We start from the raw sequence: 18,642 nt of genomic DNA, 5'->3' as shown, positions 1-18,642 counted from the left end.
ATGGTGACTGTCAAGAGCTTCCTGCTTCCAGACCTCGGGGAGGGCCTCACCGAAGCCGAACTGATCAACTGGTCGGTCAAGGTCGGTGACACCATCGAACTCAACCAGGTCATCGCCGAGGTGGAGACCGTCAAGGCGTGTGTCGAACTGCCTTCTCCCTACGCGGGCGTCGTCACCGCTCTTCGTGCGGAGCCGGGAACTACCGTCGAGGTCGGCACCGCGCTGATCGATATCTCGCAAGTAGCGGAGGTCGATCCTGCGCCGGAAGAACCGGCTCAACAAGAAGAGCATATTCCCGTCCTGGTCGGATACGGGGTTGCCGGGGTGGCGCCGAGCAAACGAGCGAACCGCAGACAGCCCGCGCCTCCGGTGGCCGATTCGGCTGCCGCCAAACCGTTGGCGTCACCGCCGGTCCGGCACGTCGCGCAGCAGGAAGGCGTCGATCTGGCCGAGGTGCCCGCCACCGGAGCGCATGGCGACGTCACTCGTGCAGATATCGCTGCCTATCTCGACCGGGCTCCAGAGGAGGTCGATGCTGGGAGGGATGAGACTCGCACTCCGATCGCAGGCGTCCGAAAGCACACGGCCGCAGCGATGGTCGCCAGTGCCTTCACGGCTCCACACGTCACCGAGTTCATCACCGTCGACGTCACACCGACCATCGAACTACTGGACTCACTGCGGACCACGGATCATTTCCGCGAGGTGCGCTTGACGCCGTTGGCGATGGTTGCCAAAGCCTTGTTGGTCGCGCTGCGGGGCAATCCGGGCTTGAACTCCGAGTGGGACCAGGACCGGCAGGAAGTTGTCACCAAGCACTACGTCAATCTGGGCATCGCCGCTGCCACGCCGCGGGGTCTGATGGTGCCCAACATCAAGAACGCGCATCTGCTCGGCCTGAAAGATCTTGCGTGTGCACTGGCCACGTTGACCGGGACGGCAAAAGAAGGCAAGACCGGGCCCGGCGATCTCGCCGAAGGAACGATCACGATCACCAATATCGGTGTCTTCGGGGTGGATTCGGGAACACCGATTCTGAATCCCGGCGAGGCAGCGATCTTGTGCTTCGGCGCAATTCGGCGTCAACCGTGGGAGTTCGAGGGGGAGATCGCGTTACGATCGGTGACCACCTTGAGCTTGTCGTTCGATCACCGTCTCGTCGACGGCGAACAAGGTTCGAGATTTCTTGCCGACATTGCATCGATGCTGTCCGACCCCAGGAACTTGATCGCGTTGAGTTGAGCACACGGACCAGCGCGCGACGTCAGCGGTTCATGTCGATCGGGAGTCCGCGTGCGCGGTTCTGGCCGAGAATATAGCGGAGCGAGTATCTACCGCGCTCCGTGTCGTACGGCTTGTGCTGCGCGAAGAGCAGCACGTGCCATGCCCAGTGAATTCGAAGTGCGCGCTCGATCTCGTGAATGTCTGGGTGCACGCTGACCGAGTCGCGCACCTGTAGCCACGTCGAGCGCCGGATTGCCATATTTGCGCCATGAATGTTCTGAATCTTGCGTTCACCACCGAATACGCCACGAGAAATCTGCTTTTCGACGAACCAACCTTTCAGTGAGCGGAAAGGGGAGTCGTACGAATTGTTGAGGCCTGTCACGGCGCCGATCTGCGCGGTGTCCACGGTCGAAGTAGTCGATGACGGTGCGAGCCCAACCTGGGCATACGCGGGAATCGGCATCGACACGGCCGAGAATGTCGTGTGATGCGGCGTCGAACCCGGCATTCCTGGCAAATGCGACACCACGCTTAAATTCATCGGGCAAGACGACCTTCGCTGAATCGCGCACAAAGGACTTGACGATCGAGACTGACGAATCGGTGGAATTGTTGTTCACGACAAGAATTTCAGCCACATCTTCGCCCTGCTCGAGTAGCGCTTCGAGGCAGGCGGTTATGTAGTTTTCCTCGTTGTACTCAGGGACTATGACAGACAATTGGTTGGCGTGCACGACCGCCGACGGTAGCGGAAATGCCCTATCTCAATGCGGTGTCGTCGCCTAGCCCCAGTGCGGCGGACGCTCCAGCGCGTCGGGAATCCTGGTTTCGGCATCGCCTTTGGCGGCGTTGATCTGAAACTGTGTGAGGAACAAGCTCTTTCGAAGATCCGCGCCGGAGAGGTCGGTGTCGCGTAAGTCTGCGCCGATCATGTCGGCGAATCGCAGATCGGACCCCCGCATGTCGGCGGCGATGAGGTAGGCGCCGCGGAAGTTGGCACCGGCCAAGTCGACACCCGTCAACCTCTTCCCGATGAGGTCCGCCCCTCGATAGTTCTTCTTCTTGCCCTTCGCCTGCGCCCGAACCAGATCGCTGGCTGTCAGCAATACCTCGTTCACTCGAGCTCGGTGTCGATCGACGTCGAGTTGTGCGAGCTCCTCGGCCGACCCGTCGGCCAGTGCTTCGGTGGCGTCGAGCGTGCTCTGCAGTCGAGCACGAACGGGCTCTGCCGCTGGAATGCCGACTGCCTCGGTCAAGTACCAGAGCAGTTCGTGCAGCGCACGCACGACTGGAAAGACCTCGAACATCCGACCTGCAAGAGCGGTGTCCTCGCGCCAACTTCGGCCGCCGAACGTGTGCTGTGAGACTTGTTGGCCGGCGCCGAAGCAGTCGTACACCGTGCACCCACGAAACCCCGAGCTGCGGAGCTTCGTGTGAATTCCGCAGCGAAAGTCCTCCTGCAGATTGCGGCAGGGCTCGCCTGCATCCTTGTTCACCGCGAAGTCGGAGGATCGGGCGAACGGCAGCGCGACACAGCAGAGGCCGAAGCAGCTCGAACAGTCGGCGAGCAGGTTGGGTCGTGGGGCGGGCGGAGTCACCCGTCAACTGTGGTCCGACCCAGATGCGCCGGTCAAATTACCTCGACCGACCTGGCGTAACAATCAGAAATTGTGGCCGCACAAGTGCAAGACCTCTACCGGTCGCGCCATCGAGCAGTCAACGTGGAGGCATGACCGCACCAGCCACCCTGACCTCATCGCGGACGCGGCTGTTCGAGAACCTCGACCGTCCGGGGCAGGTGCTCGAACACCTCGGCCCAAACTGGTTCGCATCGATCATGGGTACCGGGATCGTCGCCAATGCAGCCGCGACGCTTCCGCTGCAGGTCACCGGCCTTCACTCATTCGCGCTGATCGTGTGGGCGATCGCGTCGACGGCGTTGATCGCACTGGTCGTCGCTTTCGCAGCGCACTGGATCCTGCACGGCGGCAATGCCCGTCGATACGCACGACACCCCGTTGCGTCGCTGTTCTACGGGGCCCCACCGATGGCGTTTCTGACGGTCGGCGCCGGAACGCTCCTCGTCGGCAAAGACGTCTTGGGGCAGAGCGCGGCATTGTCGATCGACGTAGTCCTGTGGACTGCAGGCACGCTGATGGGGCTGGCGACCACCGTGTGGATTCCATGGCGGATGATCGCTACGCGCGCCCACGTTGCGCCACTGCCGGCCTGGCTGATGCCCGTCGTCCCACCCATGGTGTCTGCCTCGACAGGAGTATTCCTGTTGCAGCACATGGACGGTCGGCCACGATTGGTTCTTCTTGTCGCCTGCTACGCGATGTTCGCGTTGAGCCTGACCGTCGGCATGTTCACCATGGCGCTGATCGGGCGACACCTGCTTCGCGGCGGCACTCCGCCGCTTGCGGCCATGCCCACCGTGTGGATCTGTCTGGGGTTGATCGGCCAGTCCATCACCGCAGCGAACCTGCTCGGCGCCGTCTCGGCAAAGGTGTTTTCCGGTGACGATGCAGCGATCGCGTCGGGTCTGCATGTTTTCGGGATCGTGTACGGAATTGTGATGGCAGTATTCGGCGCGCTCGTGTTCGCGACGGCCACGGCATTGACCGTCAGGGCGGCGTCGCAGGGACTGACGTTCTCGCTGACCTGGTGGAGCTTCACCTTCCCCGTCGGCACCTGCGTTACGGGTGCAGCAGCTCTCGGAACAGCAACGAACAGTACCGGGCTACATCTGCTTGCTGTCGCATTGTTCGTGCTCCTCGTCATCGCATGGGCGGTCGTGGCGACCAACACGGTGCGCGGATCGGTGTCCGGCCGAATTTTTCTCCCTGCGTGAGAATGGGAGCTGCGTTAAAGTCGAATCGAAAGTCACACAGTCGTTAGGGCGCTGGACACGGTCGTCCCGGAAGGCTCCTCGATGATTCGACAGGACTCGCTCCATCCGTTGTTGCTCCTCGACGTCGTCCACATCCTCCGTTCCGCCGGATGCGTCTACGCCGAGGACGAAGCACAGTTGCTCACCGCCGCATTCGGCGGCGCCGAACTCGAAGACATGGTTTCCCGACGCGCGTCGGGGATCCCGCTGGAGCAGTTGCTCGGGTGGGCCGAGTTCTGTGGCATACGCGTCACCGTCGGCCCCGGCGTTTTCGTGCCTCGCCGACGCACCGAGTTGTTGGTGGAGCAGGCCGCATCATTATCGAGCGAGACCGTGGTCGACATCTGTTGCGGCTCGGGCGCCGTCGGAGCCGCCCTGATATCCGGGCTCCCGGGCATCGAATTGCATTGCACCGACGTGGATCCGGTTGCTCTGGAGTTCGCCCGAATCAATGTCGAGTCCCTCGGTGGACAGGTGCACCAGGGTGACTTGTATGCGGCACTACCGCTGAACCTGCGCGGCAACGTCGATGTCGTGGTGGCAAATGCGCCCTACGTTCCGACGGATGAGATCGGCTCGATGCCGTCGGAAGCGCGCGATCACGAACCGATGGTGGCCCTCGACGGCGGCGTAGACGGTCTCGAGGTGCAGCGGCGCGTGGCGGCGGACGCACCGCGCTGGCTTGTCTCCGGCGGTCATCTGCTGATCGAAACCAGCGCGGTGCAGGCGCCCGAGACCGAGAGCCTCGTTCGAGAGGCAGGCTTCGACACACGCGTGGTGCGCTCGGATGAGCTCGATGCAACGGTCGTGCTCGGAACGATTCCGACGCGCCGCCACTAGAACTGCTGCACGGCCTACCGTCGCCACGGTAACCGCTCGAACTCGAATTTCATCGAGGTTCTACGGTCAAGACATGAGCATGGAAGTCACGGCGCGGAACCAGATGTATCGGACGATGAATGCCTCCTCGCAACAGACGAAGTTCTCGGCTGAGACCGCACGCAGGATATTGACATTCGCGCAGCCACACCGCCGCAAGCTGATCGGATTCGTGCTGCTCAGTGTCGTGCTGGCGGCGTTGGCGGTCGCAACGCCCGTCCTCGCCGGTCGAGTCGTCAACGCAATCGTCGACGGCGACGCGTTCGAGGTTGTCCTGCGCCTGGCATTGCTGATCGGGCTCATCGCCATCGTCGACGCCGCTATCGGCCTTTTCAGTCGGTGGCTGTCCTCGAACATCGGCGAGGGTCTCATCCTCGACCTGCGTACCGCAGTGTTCGACCATGTACAGCGGATGCCGATTGCGTTCTTCACCCGCACCAGGACGGGCGCCCTCGTCAGTCGACTCAACAACGACGTCATCGGCGCCCAGCGGGCGTTCAGCGACACTCTGTCCGGAGTGGTGAGCAACCTGGTCACCCTGGTGCTGACTCTGGTCGTGATGATCGGGATCTCCTGGCAGATCACTCTGATGGCCCTGATTCTGTTGCCGGTCTTCGTGATGCCCGCACGGCGGATGGGCCGGCGGCTGGCGCGTTTGCAACGTGAGGCGGCCGATCACAACTCGGCGATGAGCACACAGATGACCGAGCGGTTCTCCGCCCCGGGAGCGACGCTGGTGAAGTTGTTCGGCCAACCCGACATCGAATCCACCGAGTTCGCGGTACGTGCTTCCCGTGTCCGCGACATCGGCGTCCGCAGCGCGATGGTGCAGACGGTCTTCATCACGGCGTTGACGCTCGTCTCGGCACTTGCGCTCGCCGTGGTCTATGGGCTCGGCGGTTTCTACGCTCTCCGTGGTCAGCTCGACCCCGGCTCTGTGGTGGCGCTGTCCTTGCTACTCACTCGGCTGTATTCGCCGTTGACGCAGCTGGCCAGCGCCCGCGTCGAGATCATGAGTGCGCTCGTCAGCTTCGAGCGAGTCTTCGAAGTTCTCGACCTGGTTCCGTTGATCCAGGACAAGCCCGACGCGACACACGTTCCCGACGGGCCGGTATCGGTGGAACTCGACGACGTCCGATTCGCCTACCCGTCGGCAGACAAGGTGTCCCTGGCCTCGCTCGAAGAAGTGTCCACGCTCGATTCACGAGGCGGCGAGGAAGTTCTGCACGGTGTGTCGTTCCGCGCGGAGCCCGGCCAGATGGTGGCACTCGTCGGCACCTCGGGTGCAGGTAAATCGACGATCGCCCAGTTGATCGCACGGCTCTACGACGTCGACAGTGGCGCAGTACGCCTCGCCGGTGTAGACGTGCGCGACCTGACCGCCGAGTCGATTCGCGGTGCAGTCGGGATGGTGACCCAGGACGGGCATCTGTTCCACGAGACCATCCGAGCGAACATCGTGTTGCCGCGACCGGACGCGACGGACGAGGAAGTGTGGGATGCGCTGAACCGGGCCAGGTTGAGCGATCTCGTCGCTTCGCTGCCCGACGGGCTGGACACTGTCGTCGGCGAGCGTGGGTACCGGTTGTCCGGCGGAGAGAGGCAGCGACTGACGATCGCACGTCTACTCGTCGCGCGCCCGCGTGTGGTGATTCTCGACGAGGCCACTGCGTCGTTGGACTCGACGTCGGAGGTCGCCGTCCAGGCTGCGCTGAGCGAAGCGTTGGCAGGGAAGACGTCCGTGGTGATCGCCCACCGACTGTCGACCATCCGTGCCGCCGACGTCATTCTGGTCGTCGAAGCAGGCCGGATCGTCCAGCGCGGTACCCACGACGAACTCCTCGCAGCGGGGGGACGCTACGAGGAGCTGCATCGGACCCAGTTTTCGGTGGAAGCGCAGCCTGCGGAGTGACCCGGGTGGGTGGAAGCGCAGCCTGCGGAGTGACCCGGGTGGGTGGAAGCGCAGCCTGCGGAGTGACCCGGGGGTAGGGCTCAGCAGGTGCTGGGTGCAGGGACCCCGTCGAAGCGGGCATTGATCCAGTCCAGTGCTTGCGGCAATCCGAGGACCGCTGCGGTGAGGTGGTCGTTGCTTTCCACCTGGACCTCTTGGACCTGGACGCCGGCTGCGCAGTAGCGCCCGAGTGTGTTGGTGATCGACGAGACTGGAATCAGGGCGTCGGTCGGGCTGTGCCACTCGAAGTACGGCGCTTTCGGCACTCCGGGATACATTTCGACGCTGTTCTCGTTGACGGCGGCGACCATTTCTGGGCTGTTGATCAGGTCGGTGGTGTCGGCGACCTGGGTCGCGCTCTTGCCTGCGCCCACGCGAAGGATGTCGTTGGTGCATCCGTTCTGCATTTCACGGGCCATTTGCTGTCCGAGCGGGTTGAGCTGCGCGGTGATCGGAATGCGGTTGGGGTATTCGCGTTCGAGACCGAGGGCTGCTGCGAAAGCGAGGCCGAAGACAGGATGGGGATTGAATCCGAGGTCGCGAGCCATCCGTTCGAGGTTCATCGGAGCTCCGCCTGCGGCGCTTCCGACGATGTTCAGTTCCGGTGCGTAGGCAGCCTGCAGGGCCGCAGCCCACGCCGTAGCCATTCCGCCGCCCGAGTATCCCGCGAGGGCCACCGGGCTCTGCGCTACCTGGAGTGGATCGAAGTGCTGGGCGGCCCGAATGCTGTCGAGGACGATTTGTCCGCCCAACTTCGCGGCGCCGTACGCACTGTTCGGTCCGAGGTGATCAGCGATGTTGACGGTCCAACCGCGCTGCAGCGCCGCGTTGAGTGCCGGGGCTTCGCGAATGACGAGGTTGGGGTCGTTGGACCACAGCGCCTGTGATGGAGCGCATTCCAAACCGAGTGCATTGATGATGTGTTGGTAGGAAAGCAAGGGGCCATTGGGCGCTTTGTTCCTAGGAGCGATGACGGTGGTGACCGCCGCGATCGGTGCACCGGTCGAATTCGTCGAGCGGAATCGCAGCTGCCAGACATCTACGTCCAAAAATCCTGCCGGCGGAGCCATCGGTCGACTCGAGATGATGTCGCCCGGGTTCTTCGCCTCCAGATCCGGCGTCGGACCGTAGAACGCGTCCGAGATCGGCGTCGGTTGTAGCGGACCGGCGGCAGCCGGCACCGCTGCCAACAGGGCGGAACACGCGACCAGGGCCGCGGTCATTCCGGCAGCCCCCATCAATGCAATAGCGCGCATAGCGTCGTACCCTTTCGAAAATTATCCGACCCGAACTGAGACTGGCTCATTTCGCAACCACACGAGGGGTATATGTAAAAAGATATCCCACCCGTTACTCGCCGCTCCCCAGGGTGCAGCAGGGAAAGTGCGCCGAAAAACTATTGGAGCCCCGTAAGAGGTGTGCTGTGCGAGGCTATCGGTTGTTCTCGATGACGACCTCCGAAGGTCGTTTGTCTTCACGTATTCCACGCCAGCTCGGATGACGGAGATGCATGGAATCGGTCCATTCGTAGAACCGCACCTCGGCGACGAGAGTCGGTGTGGTCCAGACGGCGTCTTTCCGGTCTGCGGTGGGAAGTTGCTCGGAGAATGGTGATACGTCGGTCTCGAGCGGAGCCAACCGCTCACTCAGCTGCTCCAGTGCGCGGTCGCTGAAACCGGTTCCGACGCGACCCAGATATTGAAGCCCGTCAGGCCCGGGAGCACCGACCAACAGCGACCCAGGGCCGCCTGCCCGACGGCCGCGGCCGCGTCGCCACCCTCCGATGACCACCTCCTGGGTCCGCCAATTCTTGGTTTTGATCCAGGTCTTGGCTCGCTTGCCGGGCTGATAGATCGAGTCGGTTCGTTTGGCGACGACCCCCTCCCAGCCGCGTCGGACGCTCTCGGCGAGTGCGTCTTCTGCCGTGCCGATCAGTTGCTCCGGCACGAGCACCGACTCGAGTCCGGTCGTCAGCAATTCGAGTAGGCGTCGCCTATCGGAGTACTTCTTCTTCAGCAGCGACGTGCCGTCGAGATTCAGCAGATCGAAGGCGATAAAGCGCACTTCTCGGCCCGAACTGTTCTGAAGCAATTCGAAGCTGGTAATGCCGTCGTCATCGAATACCACGGCTTCACCGTCGAGAACGACATCGTGGTCTGCCAGTTCGTCGGCCATCGTAGAAAGTGAGGGAAAGCGCGCGGTGAGGTCGTTACCGGTGCGCGATACAAGCTTCATTTCTCCGTGGGCACACCGTGCGATCACACGGAATCCGTCCCACTTTCCCTCGAACGCCCACTCTCCGTCCGCAAGGTCGGTGATGTCACCCGCCGTGGCGAGCATCGGCGCGATGTCAGCCTTGATCGGAGCCGCGTCCTTCATCAGATGCATGAGCCATTGATCGCCCTTGGTGCGGATCAGCGCATAGCGCCCCTTCGCCTTGTCGCCGTGCAGGACAACGATCACCTCGTTCTCGCGCCACTTCTCCAGTTCGTAGGTTCCGCTGTCCCAAATGGAGACCTCCCCACCCCCGTACTCACCCTTGGGGATGCTGCCCTCGAACGATGCGTATTCGAGCGGGTGGTCCTCGGTGCGCACGGCGAGGCGGTTCTTTTCCGGGTCCTCGGGAATGTTCTTCGGCACCGCCCACGAGACCAGGACGCCGTCGTGTTCGAGCCGGAAGTCGTAGTGCAGCCGTCGAGCATGATGTTCTTGGATGACGAACGTATCGCCGTTCCCGGTCTCCTCGGTGTTCTCCGGTATCGGTTCCGGGGTCTTGGCGGCACTGCGCTTGTTCCGATAAGTGGTCAGCTTGTCCGGTTCGAGGTACTCGATCGGTGGATCCAGCTCGGCGAGCAGGTCACCGTCGCGGCGGTAACGGTCGAGGACTTCCTCGAAACGTAACTGCCTCAGTCCTGGCGACTCGAGTTCTTCCCACGACCGTGGGGCGGCGACGGTAGGTTCGGCCCGTCCTCGGAGCGAGTACGGCGCAACGGTCGTCTTCTTCCCGTTGTTCTGCGACCAATCCACGAACACCCGGCCGGCGCGCTTGGCCTTCGCCATCGTCGCTGTCACTCGATCGGGCGATCGATCCTCCAACAGCGTCGCGACGCGCTTGGCCACCGTCGAGGCACCGGAGGACGAAAGCGGCTTCCCCAACGGCACATAGAGATGAATCCCCTTGCTCCCGCTGGTGACGGGAAACGCCCGGAATCCGATCTCGGCGATCATGTCCCGAATCTCGCATGCGACCTCGGCGCAGCGGTCCAGATCGACGTCGTCACCCGGATCGAGATCGAACACCATCCTCGTGGCGGGGCCGGGTGAGTTCCCGTCGAATCGCCACTGCGGAACATGCGCCTCGATCGCGCCCTGCTGTCCGAGCCACGCGAGATCGGCAGCGCTGGAGAACAGCGGGTACGTCACGACGCGATCGGAGTGCCTGATCTCGCGCCTGTCGAGCCAGTCCGGAGCGGAGGACGCAAGATTCTTCTCGAAGAACGAGGGCTGCTCGACGCCGTTCGGCCAGCGCTTCCTGGTGACCGCTCGGCCGATGATGTGCGGGAGCATTGCCGGGGCAATGCTCGTGTAGTACTCGATGACCTCGCTTTTGGTAGTGCCAGTACTCGGAAACAGCACCTTGTCGAGATTGGTCACCGAGACCTTCCGACCTGCGATGTCGAGCGTCGCCATGTGCTCAGGCTAACGGTCGCCAGCGGGGCCGCGAGAGAGTTGTGCAAAGCTCGAAGCATGGCAACGATCAGCGTCTCGGTAGAGATGCCCGAGGATCCGCAGGGCGCATGGGACAAAGCGTCGGCGCTCGACAGGTTCGACGAGTGGATGACAATCCACGGTGGCTGGTGCTCCCCGCCCCCCAAAGTGCTCAGCAAAGGCACCGAAGTGGAGTCCCTCGTCAAGGTCAAAGGCTTCAAGAACACGATCCAATGGACGTTCACCGAGTTCGACGAACCCAAGCTGATCGAGATGTCGGGAACAGGCAAAGGCGGCATCAAGATCTCGCTGACCATCCACGTCCGCAAGCATCGGAGCGGATCGAAACTGACGCTCGACGCCTATTTCGGTGGGGGAGTGCTTTTCGGTCCGGTCGGCAGTGTCGTCGCGCGGGCTCTGGGCTCGGACGTCACCAAGTCGGTGGCGAACCTCGCCGCTCTACCCGCCTAGACCCCGGCGGTGCGGGTGCGACGCAGCCACCACAGCCCAGCAATCGGCAGAATCACCGGGATGAACACGTATCCCTGCCCGAAGTGCGACCACACGGTCGCGTCGGGGAAATCATCGGGCTGAAGGTAGCTGAGAGCGCCCACAGCCAGCACTCCGACCAGCTCGATGATGCAGGAGACCATCACCACCCGTCGCGAGGCCTCGGTTGCTCGCGCGAGCCCGACGGTCGCGATGATGTAGACCACCGCTGCCACCGCCGACAAGATGTACGCGAACGGAGCTTCGTCGAAGCGCGTCGTCAGCTGGACCAGAGATCTCGATGTCGCCGCGACCGCGAAGACTGCGTAGACCGCGATGAGGAAACGGCCGAAACCGGTACGGGTTGCTTTCTTCAGGCTGTCGTCTTGGGAAGTATCAGGCATATCCGGCCCATATCTGGCTCAGGCGCAGCACCATGGCCGCGAGGGTGAGGACGGCGACCAGCAGAACCGCTGTGCCGCCGCGAGAGCGGTCGCCTAGCGACCACCACGTACCGATCGGAAGCAGTAGCAGCAAGCCGATCAGGTACGCGCCGAAGGTGAGCCGATGAATCTCGCGATCACTGGTGAACATCGCGACAAATCCGATGATGGCCTGCGCGAGAACCACCACCTCTGTCGCTGAGATGGTCCAGAAGAGGGCACGGTCGGCTCGGTTCTTCAACAGCACCGGGCTGTTCGAGAAAAGTTTGACGAGTACCCATACGCCGACGACCAGTGACATCGCATACAACAGGCCGCTGACGGCGCCGATCATCTTTGTTCCTCTTACTTGCAGGCGAGTGGTGCGGACAGACCCCAGGGTATCGGTCCGGGCACGGCTACCGTTCCTTCGGCTGAACGTCCGCGCTTCTACGCAGTGCATGCGGCTTGAGCTTGTGGAAACCACGCACCCGCAGGGATCTGATGGCTTTGAGGCGGAACTCCGAGTCGCCGTCGAGCATCCCGGTCATCGCGGTGTCCACCAGAATGGTTCCCGGATGTGCCGAACTGGTAAGTCTGGCAGCTATGTTGACGACCGAGCCGTACAGGTCGCCGTACCTGGCGAGCACCGATCCCCATGCCAAACCGATGCGGAGTTCGGGCATGTCCTCGTGTGCCTCGAACGCATGCTGGAGATCGAGAGCGATATGTGCCGCATCTTCGGCGGTCTGCGCACTGAACATGACCTCGTCGCCGACATTCTTGATGACGGACCCGCGGCCACGGGCAATGATGTCCGTCGCGATCGACTCGAACTCCTCGAGCAGCGTCGTCAGTTCCTCGATGCCGAGGCGTCGGGTCAGGCTGGTGTAGCCGACCATGTCCGCGAATCCGACGGCGAGGGTGCGGCTGGTGGTTTCCTCGGTCGGGCCGGTGATGGACCGGCCCGCGGTGGCCGCCAGGTGTCGGCGCCAGGTGTAGGACTGCAAGGCTTCGAGGGTGGGAACTGTTTGCGCTGCAATGGATCTCGCATCACGTCGAATCACCTCGAGATCGGCCGGATCTTCGCTGTCGGAATGAGAGGTGATTCGGTCGAGAATGTGGGAATTCACCACGGCCACCTGCCATTCGGCGAGCCGGGACATCGACTGCCCGAGAGTGCGCGCGATGGCGACCTCCATCTCTGGCTTGATCACTTTCTGTTCGGTGAGGCTCGTGATCAGGTGCAACGCATCGAGATCGGCATCGGTGTACACGACCGCGGAGGGGTCGGTGTGGACCGGAAAACCCATCGCGATCCACAGCTGCACCACCCGTTCGAGCGGAAGACCGGACTTTTCGGCGATATCGGCCCGCGTGTACTTCCGTTCGCCACCGAGAAGAGTGTTCTCGATCTCGGTCTGCACAACCGAACTGATCTGATTTTCAGTCATATCCCAGCGTTCTGTCGAAATACGATCGGACGTCGTCGATGTAGGAGTCGAGCTTGTCCGGTTCCCAGTTTGTGGTCGGAATCGGTTCGCCGACGGTCACCTTGACGGTACCGGAATGCGCCGTGAAGTCCTTCTTCCACATCACGTCGCCGGCATTGTGGATGACGATGGGAACGATGGGGACCTTGGCCTGCATCGCCAGATGAAAGCCACCCTTCTTGAAGCGTCCCAATCTTGAGGTGGGCATGCGAGTGCCTTCGGGTGCGATCGCGACCGAGATACCCGAATGCAACTTCTCGATGGCAGGGAGCAGCGCTTCACGCGCCTTGGCCGGATCGCCTCGATCGATGTACGCGACGTCGAAAATCATTCCGAGCAGGGCGAACCTGGGATCGCGCTCGAGTTCGCGCTTTGCGACGGCGGTGATGTCCCGGCGCAGAATCGAGGTGACGATGAGTGAATCAGCCGTGCTTTGATGATTGAACATGAACACGGCAGGCCGTGCAGACCAGGCGTTCTCGGTACCGGTGACGTCGAGCTTGATGCCGGCGAGCGTCAGCGCGATGTCCGGTGCGACGGTGGAGGTGATGTTGGCGCCCGTCCGCCGACTGCGAGTGAGAATGCCGAGCCCGATACCGATACCGGCGCTGGCGATCACCGCCCCCAATGCAGCGGTGCTGCGAACTGCCGAAGTGAGATCGGTTCCACGTCTGGGGCTTTCGAGGTGCAGTATCGGCCACCCCACTTTCCTGGCGTAACGGTCGAGCTCGGAGTCAGGATTCAAAGCGACCGGATGTCCGGCCTCGAGCAACATCGGGACGTCCTCACCGCCGTTGGAGTAGACGAAGCACTCGGACAGATCGAGGTTCTCGCGGTCGGCATAGTCGGTGACAGCCTTGGCTTTCCTCGGACCCCACAGCGAATCGCCGACCAGTTCACCGGTCAGAACCCCGTCGGTCACGACGGGTGTCGTACACAGCAACTCGTCGAACATCATGTCTTCTTTTACCGGGATCGCCTGGTACGGAGTTGCCGATGTGGCGATGATCAACCGATGGCCGGCATGGCGGTGCGCTTCGACGAGAATGCGAGCCTGCGGGTAGATCATCGGAGCAATCTCGTTGCGGAACAACGTGTATGCCTGCTCCATCAGATCCTCTTCGCGGCGACCCTCCAGGCCCTTGACGGCCTTGCCCATCAAATTGTCGACGGGAGAGTTACGCATGCGCATCTCGACGACCGCACTCGAGATTTCCCACAGTTCGCGCACCGTCACATCGAGTGTCTTCAGTCGCTCCAGGAACACGGCTTTGGCAGAGAAGCCGTTGATCAAGGTGCCGTCGAGATCGAAGAATGCTGCAGTGTCCGGTCCTGCAGGCGCCTCGGCGATAGCTGTCAACTGATCGGCCAGCTGAGCCATCAGCCCTCGTCTCCAGGCTCGTCGCTGTCAGGTTTGTCGCTGTTCGGGGCGTCGCTTTTGGGTGTGTCGCGGCAAGGCGAGCCGTCCGGTGAGTTGATCGGGTCGACCTCGTTCAGCTGTCGACGCGCCATGTCGCGAATCAATCTGGACTTACGCGCCCATTCGTTGATCTCCCGGGCGAAGTCGCGTCGGCACTGTGCCACATTTTCCCCGGCGGGTTCGATGAGGTTCCGGTTCTCGGCCAATTGCAGAGCGGTGTCGAACAATTCGCCGGAAATGGACTCGCTGTGGTCGAGCTGCTGTCGCAGGCGACGGGTCTGAGCGGCACCCAAGCATTGGGCGATGAAGACTGTCTTGTCGAACTCCGCATCCACCGGCAGCAGCATCAACTGATCGGCAACGACCTGATATGCCTCCATGATCGGCTGCAGAACGCGGTGCGCGAGGTGCAAGTCCTGTGATTGGAGTTGTTGCACTGCGTAATCGGGGTCGGACAAGTTGGCCCGCCAGTTCGGATCGATGAGTTCGACCTCGGTCTCGAGGCGCTCACCGAACTCCTTCTTGTCACCGAAGAAGAATTCGAACTTCAGCAGGTCTCGCAGTGCGAGTGCGGACGCCCACATCGATTCCGGCGTCGACGCCGTCGTCTGCCCCTGATCCGGCAAGATAACGAGCTCGCCGATAGCACGCATGACGAAGTAGTGAATTGCGTTGTTGCGGAAGAACGCTGCAACCAGATGCTTGTCCTGGGCAAGGTAGAACACCGGCTCGGGGCCGTCGTCGAATCTTCTGACGACACCCGCCGCGACCTGCGCGACGACAGCCGCGCGCACCACGTCGACCTCACTTATATCGACGCCACCGGCCGTGGGCAACCCGCGCCGATGAATGTACGACGCGAGGGGGGCGATGATGGCCCACATCTCGTGGACGTTCAATGCCCGGTCTTCGATACCGAGCAATGCCATCGTCACCAGCGCCGCCGGGGTGACCGGTGTCGAATTGTTGATGGCGTGTGCGACATTGATCGCGATCCGCTGGACTGCGACGCGCTTGTCCTCGCTGGCATCGACGATGGATCGGACAGAGATCGGCTCACCGAATGTCAGGTACACGTTTCCGCGCAGTTTGCCCTGCGCGCGAATGTATCCGAGCGCCATCCGGATTCCTTCGGCCTGCTTCTTCGCGCCATGTGATTCCGCGGCCATGGCACCGACCTCGTGCAAGCGGTCGTAGGTAATCGAGGTCGGAACCAGATAGACATCCTCGGCGTCGCTGTTCTCGAGAGCGTCGACGAGGTAGGTGAGCAACCCGAACCGCGGCGGCCGTAGTTTGCCCGTCCGGCTGCGTCCACCCTCGATGTACCACTCCAGGTTGAATCGCTTGCTCAGCAGAAAACTCATGTACTGACGCAGCGTCCACTTGTAGATTTCGTCGGAGAACTTGCGTTGAATGAGTACCACGCCACTGCGTTTGGCGATCGGGCCCAGCGGCCAGAATCCGACGTTGATTCCGCCCATCACATGATTGAGTGGGAGTCCTTCGGCGAGCAGCGCGGGCCGAAGGACCAGAGGATCGAGATAGGAACGATGGTTCGGAAGGAAGACCAGCGGATAGTTCTTGTTGAGCTCGCGGACTTTCTGCAACTTCGTTCGATCGACATCCACGCGATATGCCCGCGAGAAGTACGCGCCGAGCGTTCCCCACATCTCCACTGCACGCCGCGTCTCGGTGGCAACCATTTCGTCCAGAATTCCGTGGACACGCCGTTCGACGTCGGTGAGGTTCTCGCCGACCCTTTCGGCGAGTTCTTTCATCCCATCGTGGAACTTCTTCTGCTCGGTCATGTCCTCGACGACGAAGCGCGGGATCTTGTACTCGGAACCGATCACATCGCGTTCGGCGCGATCCAGCGTAAGGCTGGCCTGCCTGCGAATGAAGGAGGAGAGCGAGGTTCCGCCTACCCGATCGAATCTCGCCTGCAACTCGCTGAGCGTGGCAGGCTCGCCGACCAGGACGGCCGAATGATCGGGGTCGTCAGCTGTGACCCATCGCTGCCACGCCTTGGTGGGCATGGAGTTTCCGCGCGGTGCGAACATGCGGTAGAGGATTCCTCTACGTTTCTTCTCCGTCAGCGTCACTCTCAGCGGCACGAGAAGCGGGTCTTCGGTGATGCCGCGGACCGTGTCCGCGACTTGGTGCGATGCTTCTCCCGACAGAACGACCGACGGTGTACGTTGGGCGCCTTCCCGAGTCGTCGCATCGATCCACTGATTCAACGCTTGCACCTCGAGTGTCGAGGCAGCGTCCAAGAGGTAGACCTGCTGGACGTCGTGTGACTTCTGTATCCGCGATTCGACCTGGTCCACCGAAATACTCCTGTTCCGCACCTCGTTACAGGTACGAAGGTCAGGCTACGCGGAAGCGCTGGTCGATCAGGGGGTTTCGACCCCTACTCCGACTTCACTCGAACCCGAGCAGTGCGCAAGAATTGCCGACGACTTCCCGGCTCAGTGCAGTACTGCCCGAGTTTGTGGGACAGTATTCGCAAACACTTTCGAGAGAGGCTGCTTGGATGCCACCGCGTAGACGATTGTCCGTGACCGACGCACTCACGCCCGAAAACCTGGAGAGTCTCGCCGCCGCAGTCGCCGGGGGGCGGCGCGCCACCGTTTATCTGATCGAGGCAACGCCGAGCCTCGGACTCCCCGAAGGCACCTCCGCCAAGGTCGTGTCCGTCGACGGCAACACCGTCACCATCTCGCCCAAGGGCGTCAACGACGAGCTTCCGTTCGAGGCCGAGGAACTGCGGATGACGCGCAACCCGGCGTCAGGGGTCACCAAGGCCGCACCCCCGGCCGCCAAGCCGACCCCGGCGAAGGTCGAGATCGCCGAGTGGACCGAACCGGTGGCGCCACCCAAACCGGTCAAGGCTGCTGCTGTGAAGCCGGCGTCGACGCCAGTGCCGCCGCGTCCCGTCGCGGCTCCGAAGCCGCCGGCGGCGCGCAAGGGCAAGAAGGGCCCCGACAGCGTCAGCGTCACCATCCATGCCGGCCCGGACAACGACTGGTCGGTGACGGTCACGCATGGCGCGCGTCGCCCGGGCAAGGCGCAACCTGTTTCGCCGGAGTCGGTCTCGCGTGCCGTACGCGAACTGGGAGACGCCTCGGTACGCGAGGCCGTCGAGGCCGTTATTTCGCATGCCCGCGAGGAAGCAGCACAGCGCGTGGCGGAACTGAGCCGGCAGCTCGAGGTGGCACGATCCACGCTCGCCGCGCTGGAGCAGAAGGATACGGAGTGAGAACAAATTTCCCCACGCACTCGTCCATCGGTGCTTCTTATTGCTAGTGTCTGCGGACACCGCTGGAGAGGGAATACATTGTTGAAGAAGTTCATGCTGGTCGTCGTCGCGGCTGCCGCCGTTGCAGCCAGCGTCGGGGTAGGGACCGCATCTGCTGCAGCTCCGGCGGTTCTGGGAGGGGGCTCCGGAATCATCGTGGGTAACAGTGCCGAGTGCACGCTCACCACGATCGGTAACGACGCAGCAGGTCGCCTGGTCGGTATTACCGCTGGTCACTGCGGTGGTGCGGGCGCAACAATCGCGGCCGAGGCCAACACAGACGCCGGCGTCGTAGGACGCATCGCATTCTCCAACCCGGAATACGACTACGCCGTCATCGAGTTCGATCGTGCGAAGGTCATCCCGGTCAACCACATCGGTAACGTCACCATCACCCGTGTCGGCCCACCGACGTCGTTCCCCAACATCGTGTGCAAAGAAGGCCGTACCACCGGCAATACATGCGGTATCGCGTACGGAGACGTTCTGCAGTCCCAGGAGACCTGGTCGCAGCTGTGCGTCGTCGAAGGTGATTCGGGAAGCCCGGTCGTCGTGGGTACAACGCTGGTCGGCATGGTCAACGCCTACCTCGGTGTCGCCTGCTTCGGACCTGAGGTCGGCACCAACATCGATGCGATTCTTCGTCACATCAACGCAGGAAACGCAGTAGGAACCGGGTTCAGCCCCATTCCCTGACGCACCCTTTCAGCCCGAGTGGGCCATCGCGACAGTCTCGACTGTTGCGATGGCCCACTCGTTGTTTGTCGGCTTCCCCCGCTGACCCGCCGGCCCGATCGCTTTCCCATCGCCACCCGATCGCTTCAATGGCACATTCATACGATTGGTTAGCTTGAGGTGG

The 18,642-nt window shown here is 62.4% G+C and carries 17 protein-coding genes; 7 read left to right on the top strand and 10 right to left on the bottom strand.

Annotated features, from left to right (window positions below; genetic code table 11):
• Window positions 1-1,242 (top strand): dihydrolipoamide acetyltransferase family protein, encoded by a 1,242-nt coding sequence (locus ABIB36_RS04140; RefSeq protein WP_354559307.1) that lies wholly within the window; start codon window positions 1-3, stop codon window positions 1,240-1,242.
• A 22-nt stretch (window positions 1,243-1,264) separates the two neighbouring features.
• Here the strand turns inward: ABIB36_RS04140 and ABIB36_RS04135 are convergent, their stop codons facing one another.
• Genes ABIB36_RS04135 through ABIB36_RS04125 form a run of 3 tightly spaced genes read right to left on the bottom strand, consistent with a single transcriptional unit; the run spans window position 1,265 to window position 2,825 of the window.
• Window positions 1,265-1,483 carry a hypothetical protein gene (locus tag ABIB36_RS04135; RefSeq protein WP_354559225.1) on the bottom strand — a complete coding sequence of 73 codons (219 nt, stop codon included), beginning with the start codon at window positions 1,481-1,483 and terminating at the stop codon, window positions 1,265-1,267.
• Between the two features lie 31 nt (window positions 1,484-1,514).
• A complete protein-coding gene (locus ABIB36_RS04130) occupies window positions 1,515-1,961 on the bottom strand; it encodes a glycosyltransferase family 2 protein (RefSeq protein ID WP_306294081.1) in 447 nt (148 codons plus the stop codon).
• A 48-nt stretch (window positions 1,962-2,009) separates the two neighbouring features.
• Entirely contained in the window at window positions 2,010-2,825 is an 816-nt protein-coding gene (locus tag ABIB36_RS04125) for a pentapeptide repeat-containing protein (protein WP_084345004.1), read from the bottom strand.
• Window positions 2,826-2,956: 131 nt separating this feature from the next.
• Between ABIB36_RS04125 and ABIB36_RS04120 the strand changes: the two genes are divergently transcribed.
• From ABIB36_RS04120 to ABIB36_RS04110, 3 genes are all read left to right on the top strand, one after another.
• Window positions 2,957-4,081, top strand: coding sequence for a TDT family transporter (locus tag ABIB36_RS04120; RefSeq protein ID WP_354559224.1), 1,125 nt, complete (start codon window positions 2,957-2,959; stop codon window positions 4,079-4,081).
• An 81-nt stretch (window positions 4,082-4,162) separates the two neighbouring features.
• Window positions 4,163-4,960 (top strand): putative protein N(5)-glutamine methyltransferase, encoded by a 798-nt coding sequence (locus tag ABIB36_RS04115; protein WP_354559223.1) that lies wholly within the window; start codon window positions 4,163-4,165, stop codon window positions 4,958-4,960.
• A 73-nt stretch (window positions 4,961-5,033) separates the two neighbouring features.
• Window positions 5,034-6,911, top strand: a complete 1,878-nt coding sequence (locus ABIB36_RS04110) for an ABC transporter ATP-binding protein (protein WP_354559222.1) — start codon at window positions 5,034-5,036, stop codon at window positions 6,909-6,911.
• 80 nt (window positions 6,912-6,991) lie between these two features.
• Here ABIB36_RS04110 and ABIB36_RS04105 read toward each other — a convergent pair whose 3' ends face one another.
• The gene (locus ABIB36_RS04105; protein ID WP_354559221.1) at window positions 6,992-8,206 is read right to left on the bottom strand and encodes a lipase family protein; all 1,215 of its coding nucleotides are present in this window, start codon (window positions 8,204-8,206) and stop codon (window positions 6,992-6,994) included.
• 175 nt (window positions 8,207-8,381) lie between these two features.
• Window positions 8,382-10,640, bottom strand: coding sequence for an ATP-dependent DNA ligase (locus tag ABIB36_RS04100; protein WP_084345009.1), 2,259 nt, complete (start codon window positions 10,638-10,640; stop codon window positions 8,382-8,384).
• 57 nt (window positions 10,641-10,697) lie between these two features.
• Here ABIB36_RS04100 and ABIB36_RS04095 point away from each other — a divergent pair, with 57 nt between their 5' ends.
• Window positions 10,698-11,129: a type II toxin-antitoxin system Rv0910 family toxin gene (locus ABIB36_RS04095; RefSeq protein WP_084345010.1), complete on the top strand. Its 432-nt coding sequence runs from the start codon at window positions 10,698-10,700 to the stop codon at window positions 11,127-11,129.
• Here the strand turns inward: ABIB36_RS04095 and ABIB36_RS04090 are convergent.
• The 5 genes from ABIB36_RS04090 to ABIB36_RS04070 all read right to left on the bottom strand — a co-directional run bounded on the left by ABIB36_RS04090 (window position 11,126) and on the right by ABIB36_RS04070 (window position 16,812).
• Window positions 11,126-11,551 carry a hypothetical protein gene (locus ABIB36_RS04090; RefSeq protein WP_354559220.1) on the bottom strand — a complete coding sequence of 142 codons (426 nt, stop codon included), beginning with the start codon at window positions 11,549-11,551 and terminating at the stop codon, window positions 11,126-11,128. The two genes, ABIB36_RS04095 and ABIB36_RS04090, sit on opposite strands and share 4 nt — an antisense overlap.
• A complete protein-coding gene (locus ABIB36_RS04085; RefSeq protein WP_084345012.1) occupies window positions 11,544-11,924 on the bottom strand; it encodes a hypothetical protein in 381 nt (126 codons plus the stop codon). Before ABIB36_RS04085 ends, ABIB36_RS04090 begins: the two co-directional genes overlap by 8 nt.
• A 64-nt stretch (window positions 11,925-11,988) precedes the next feature.
• Window positions 11,989-13,023 (bottom strand): adenylate/guanylate cyclase domain-containing protein, encoded by a 1,035-nt coding sequence (locus ABIB36_RS04080; RefSeq protein ID WP_084345013.1) that lies wholly within the window; start codon window positions 13,021-13,023, stop codon window positions 11,989-11,991.
• Window positions 13,016-14,443: an HAD-IB family hydrolase gene (locus ABIB36_RS04075; protein WP_354559219.1), complete on the bottom strand. Its 1,428-nt coding sequence runs from the start codon at window positions 14,441-14,443 to the stop codon at window positions 13,016-13,018. Before ABIB36_RS04075 ends, ABIB36_RS04080 begins: the two co-directional genes overlap by 8 nt.
• Window positions 14,443-16,812: a glycerol-3-phosphate 1-O-acyltransferase gene (locus ABIB36_RS04070; RefSeq protein ID WP_354559218.1), complete on the bottom strand. Its 2,370-nt coding sequence runs from the start codon at window positions 16,810-16,812 to the stop codon at window positions 14,443-14,445. The genes ABIB36_RS04075 and ABIB36_RS04070 overlap by 1 nt, the downstream gene beginning before the upstream one ends.
• 206 nt (window positions 16,813-17,018) lie before the next feature.
• On the opposite strand from ABIB36_RS04070, the gene ABIB36_RS04065 reads away from it, so the two are divergent.
• Together ABIB36_RS04065 and ABIB36_RS04060 are read left to right on the top strand one after the other, a co-directional pair.
• A complete protein-coding gene (locus ABIB36_RS04065) occupies window positions 17,019-17,744 on the top strand; it encodes a DUF6319 family protein (protein ID WP_084345016.1) in 726 nt (241 codons plus the stop codon).
• Between the two features lie 78 nt (window positions 17,745-17,822).
• Complete coding sequence (locus tag ABIB36_RS04060; RefSeq protein ID WP_084345017.1) at window positions 17,823-18,479, top strand: chymotrypsin family serine protease; 657 nt, start codon at window positions 17,823-17,825, stop codon at window positions 18,477-18,479.
• The last annotated feature ends 163 nt before the right edge of the window (window positions 18,480-18,642 follow it).

This window comes from Rhodococcus sp. UYP9 (assembly GCF_040547235.1).
Classification (GTDB): Bacteria; Actinomycetota; Actinomycetes; order Mycobacteriales; family Mycobacteriaceae; genus Rhodococcoides.
Note: the sequence above shows the minus strand (reverse complement) of the source record. Positions and strands in the feature narration are given on the sequence as shown.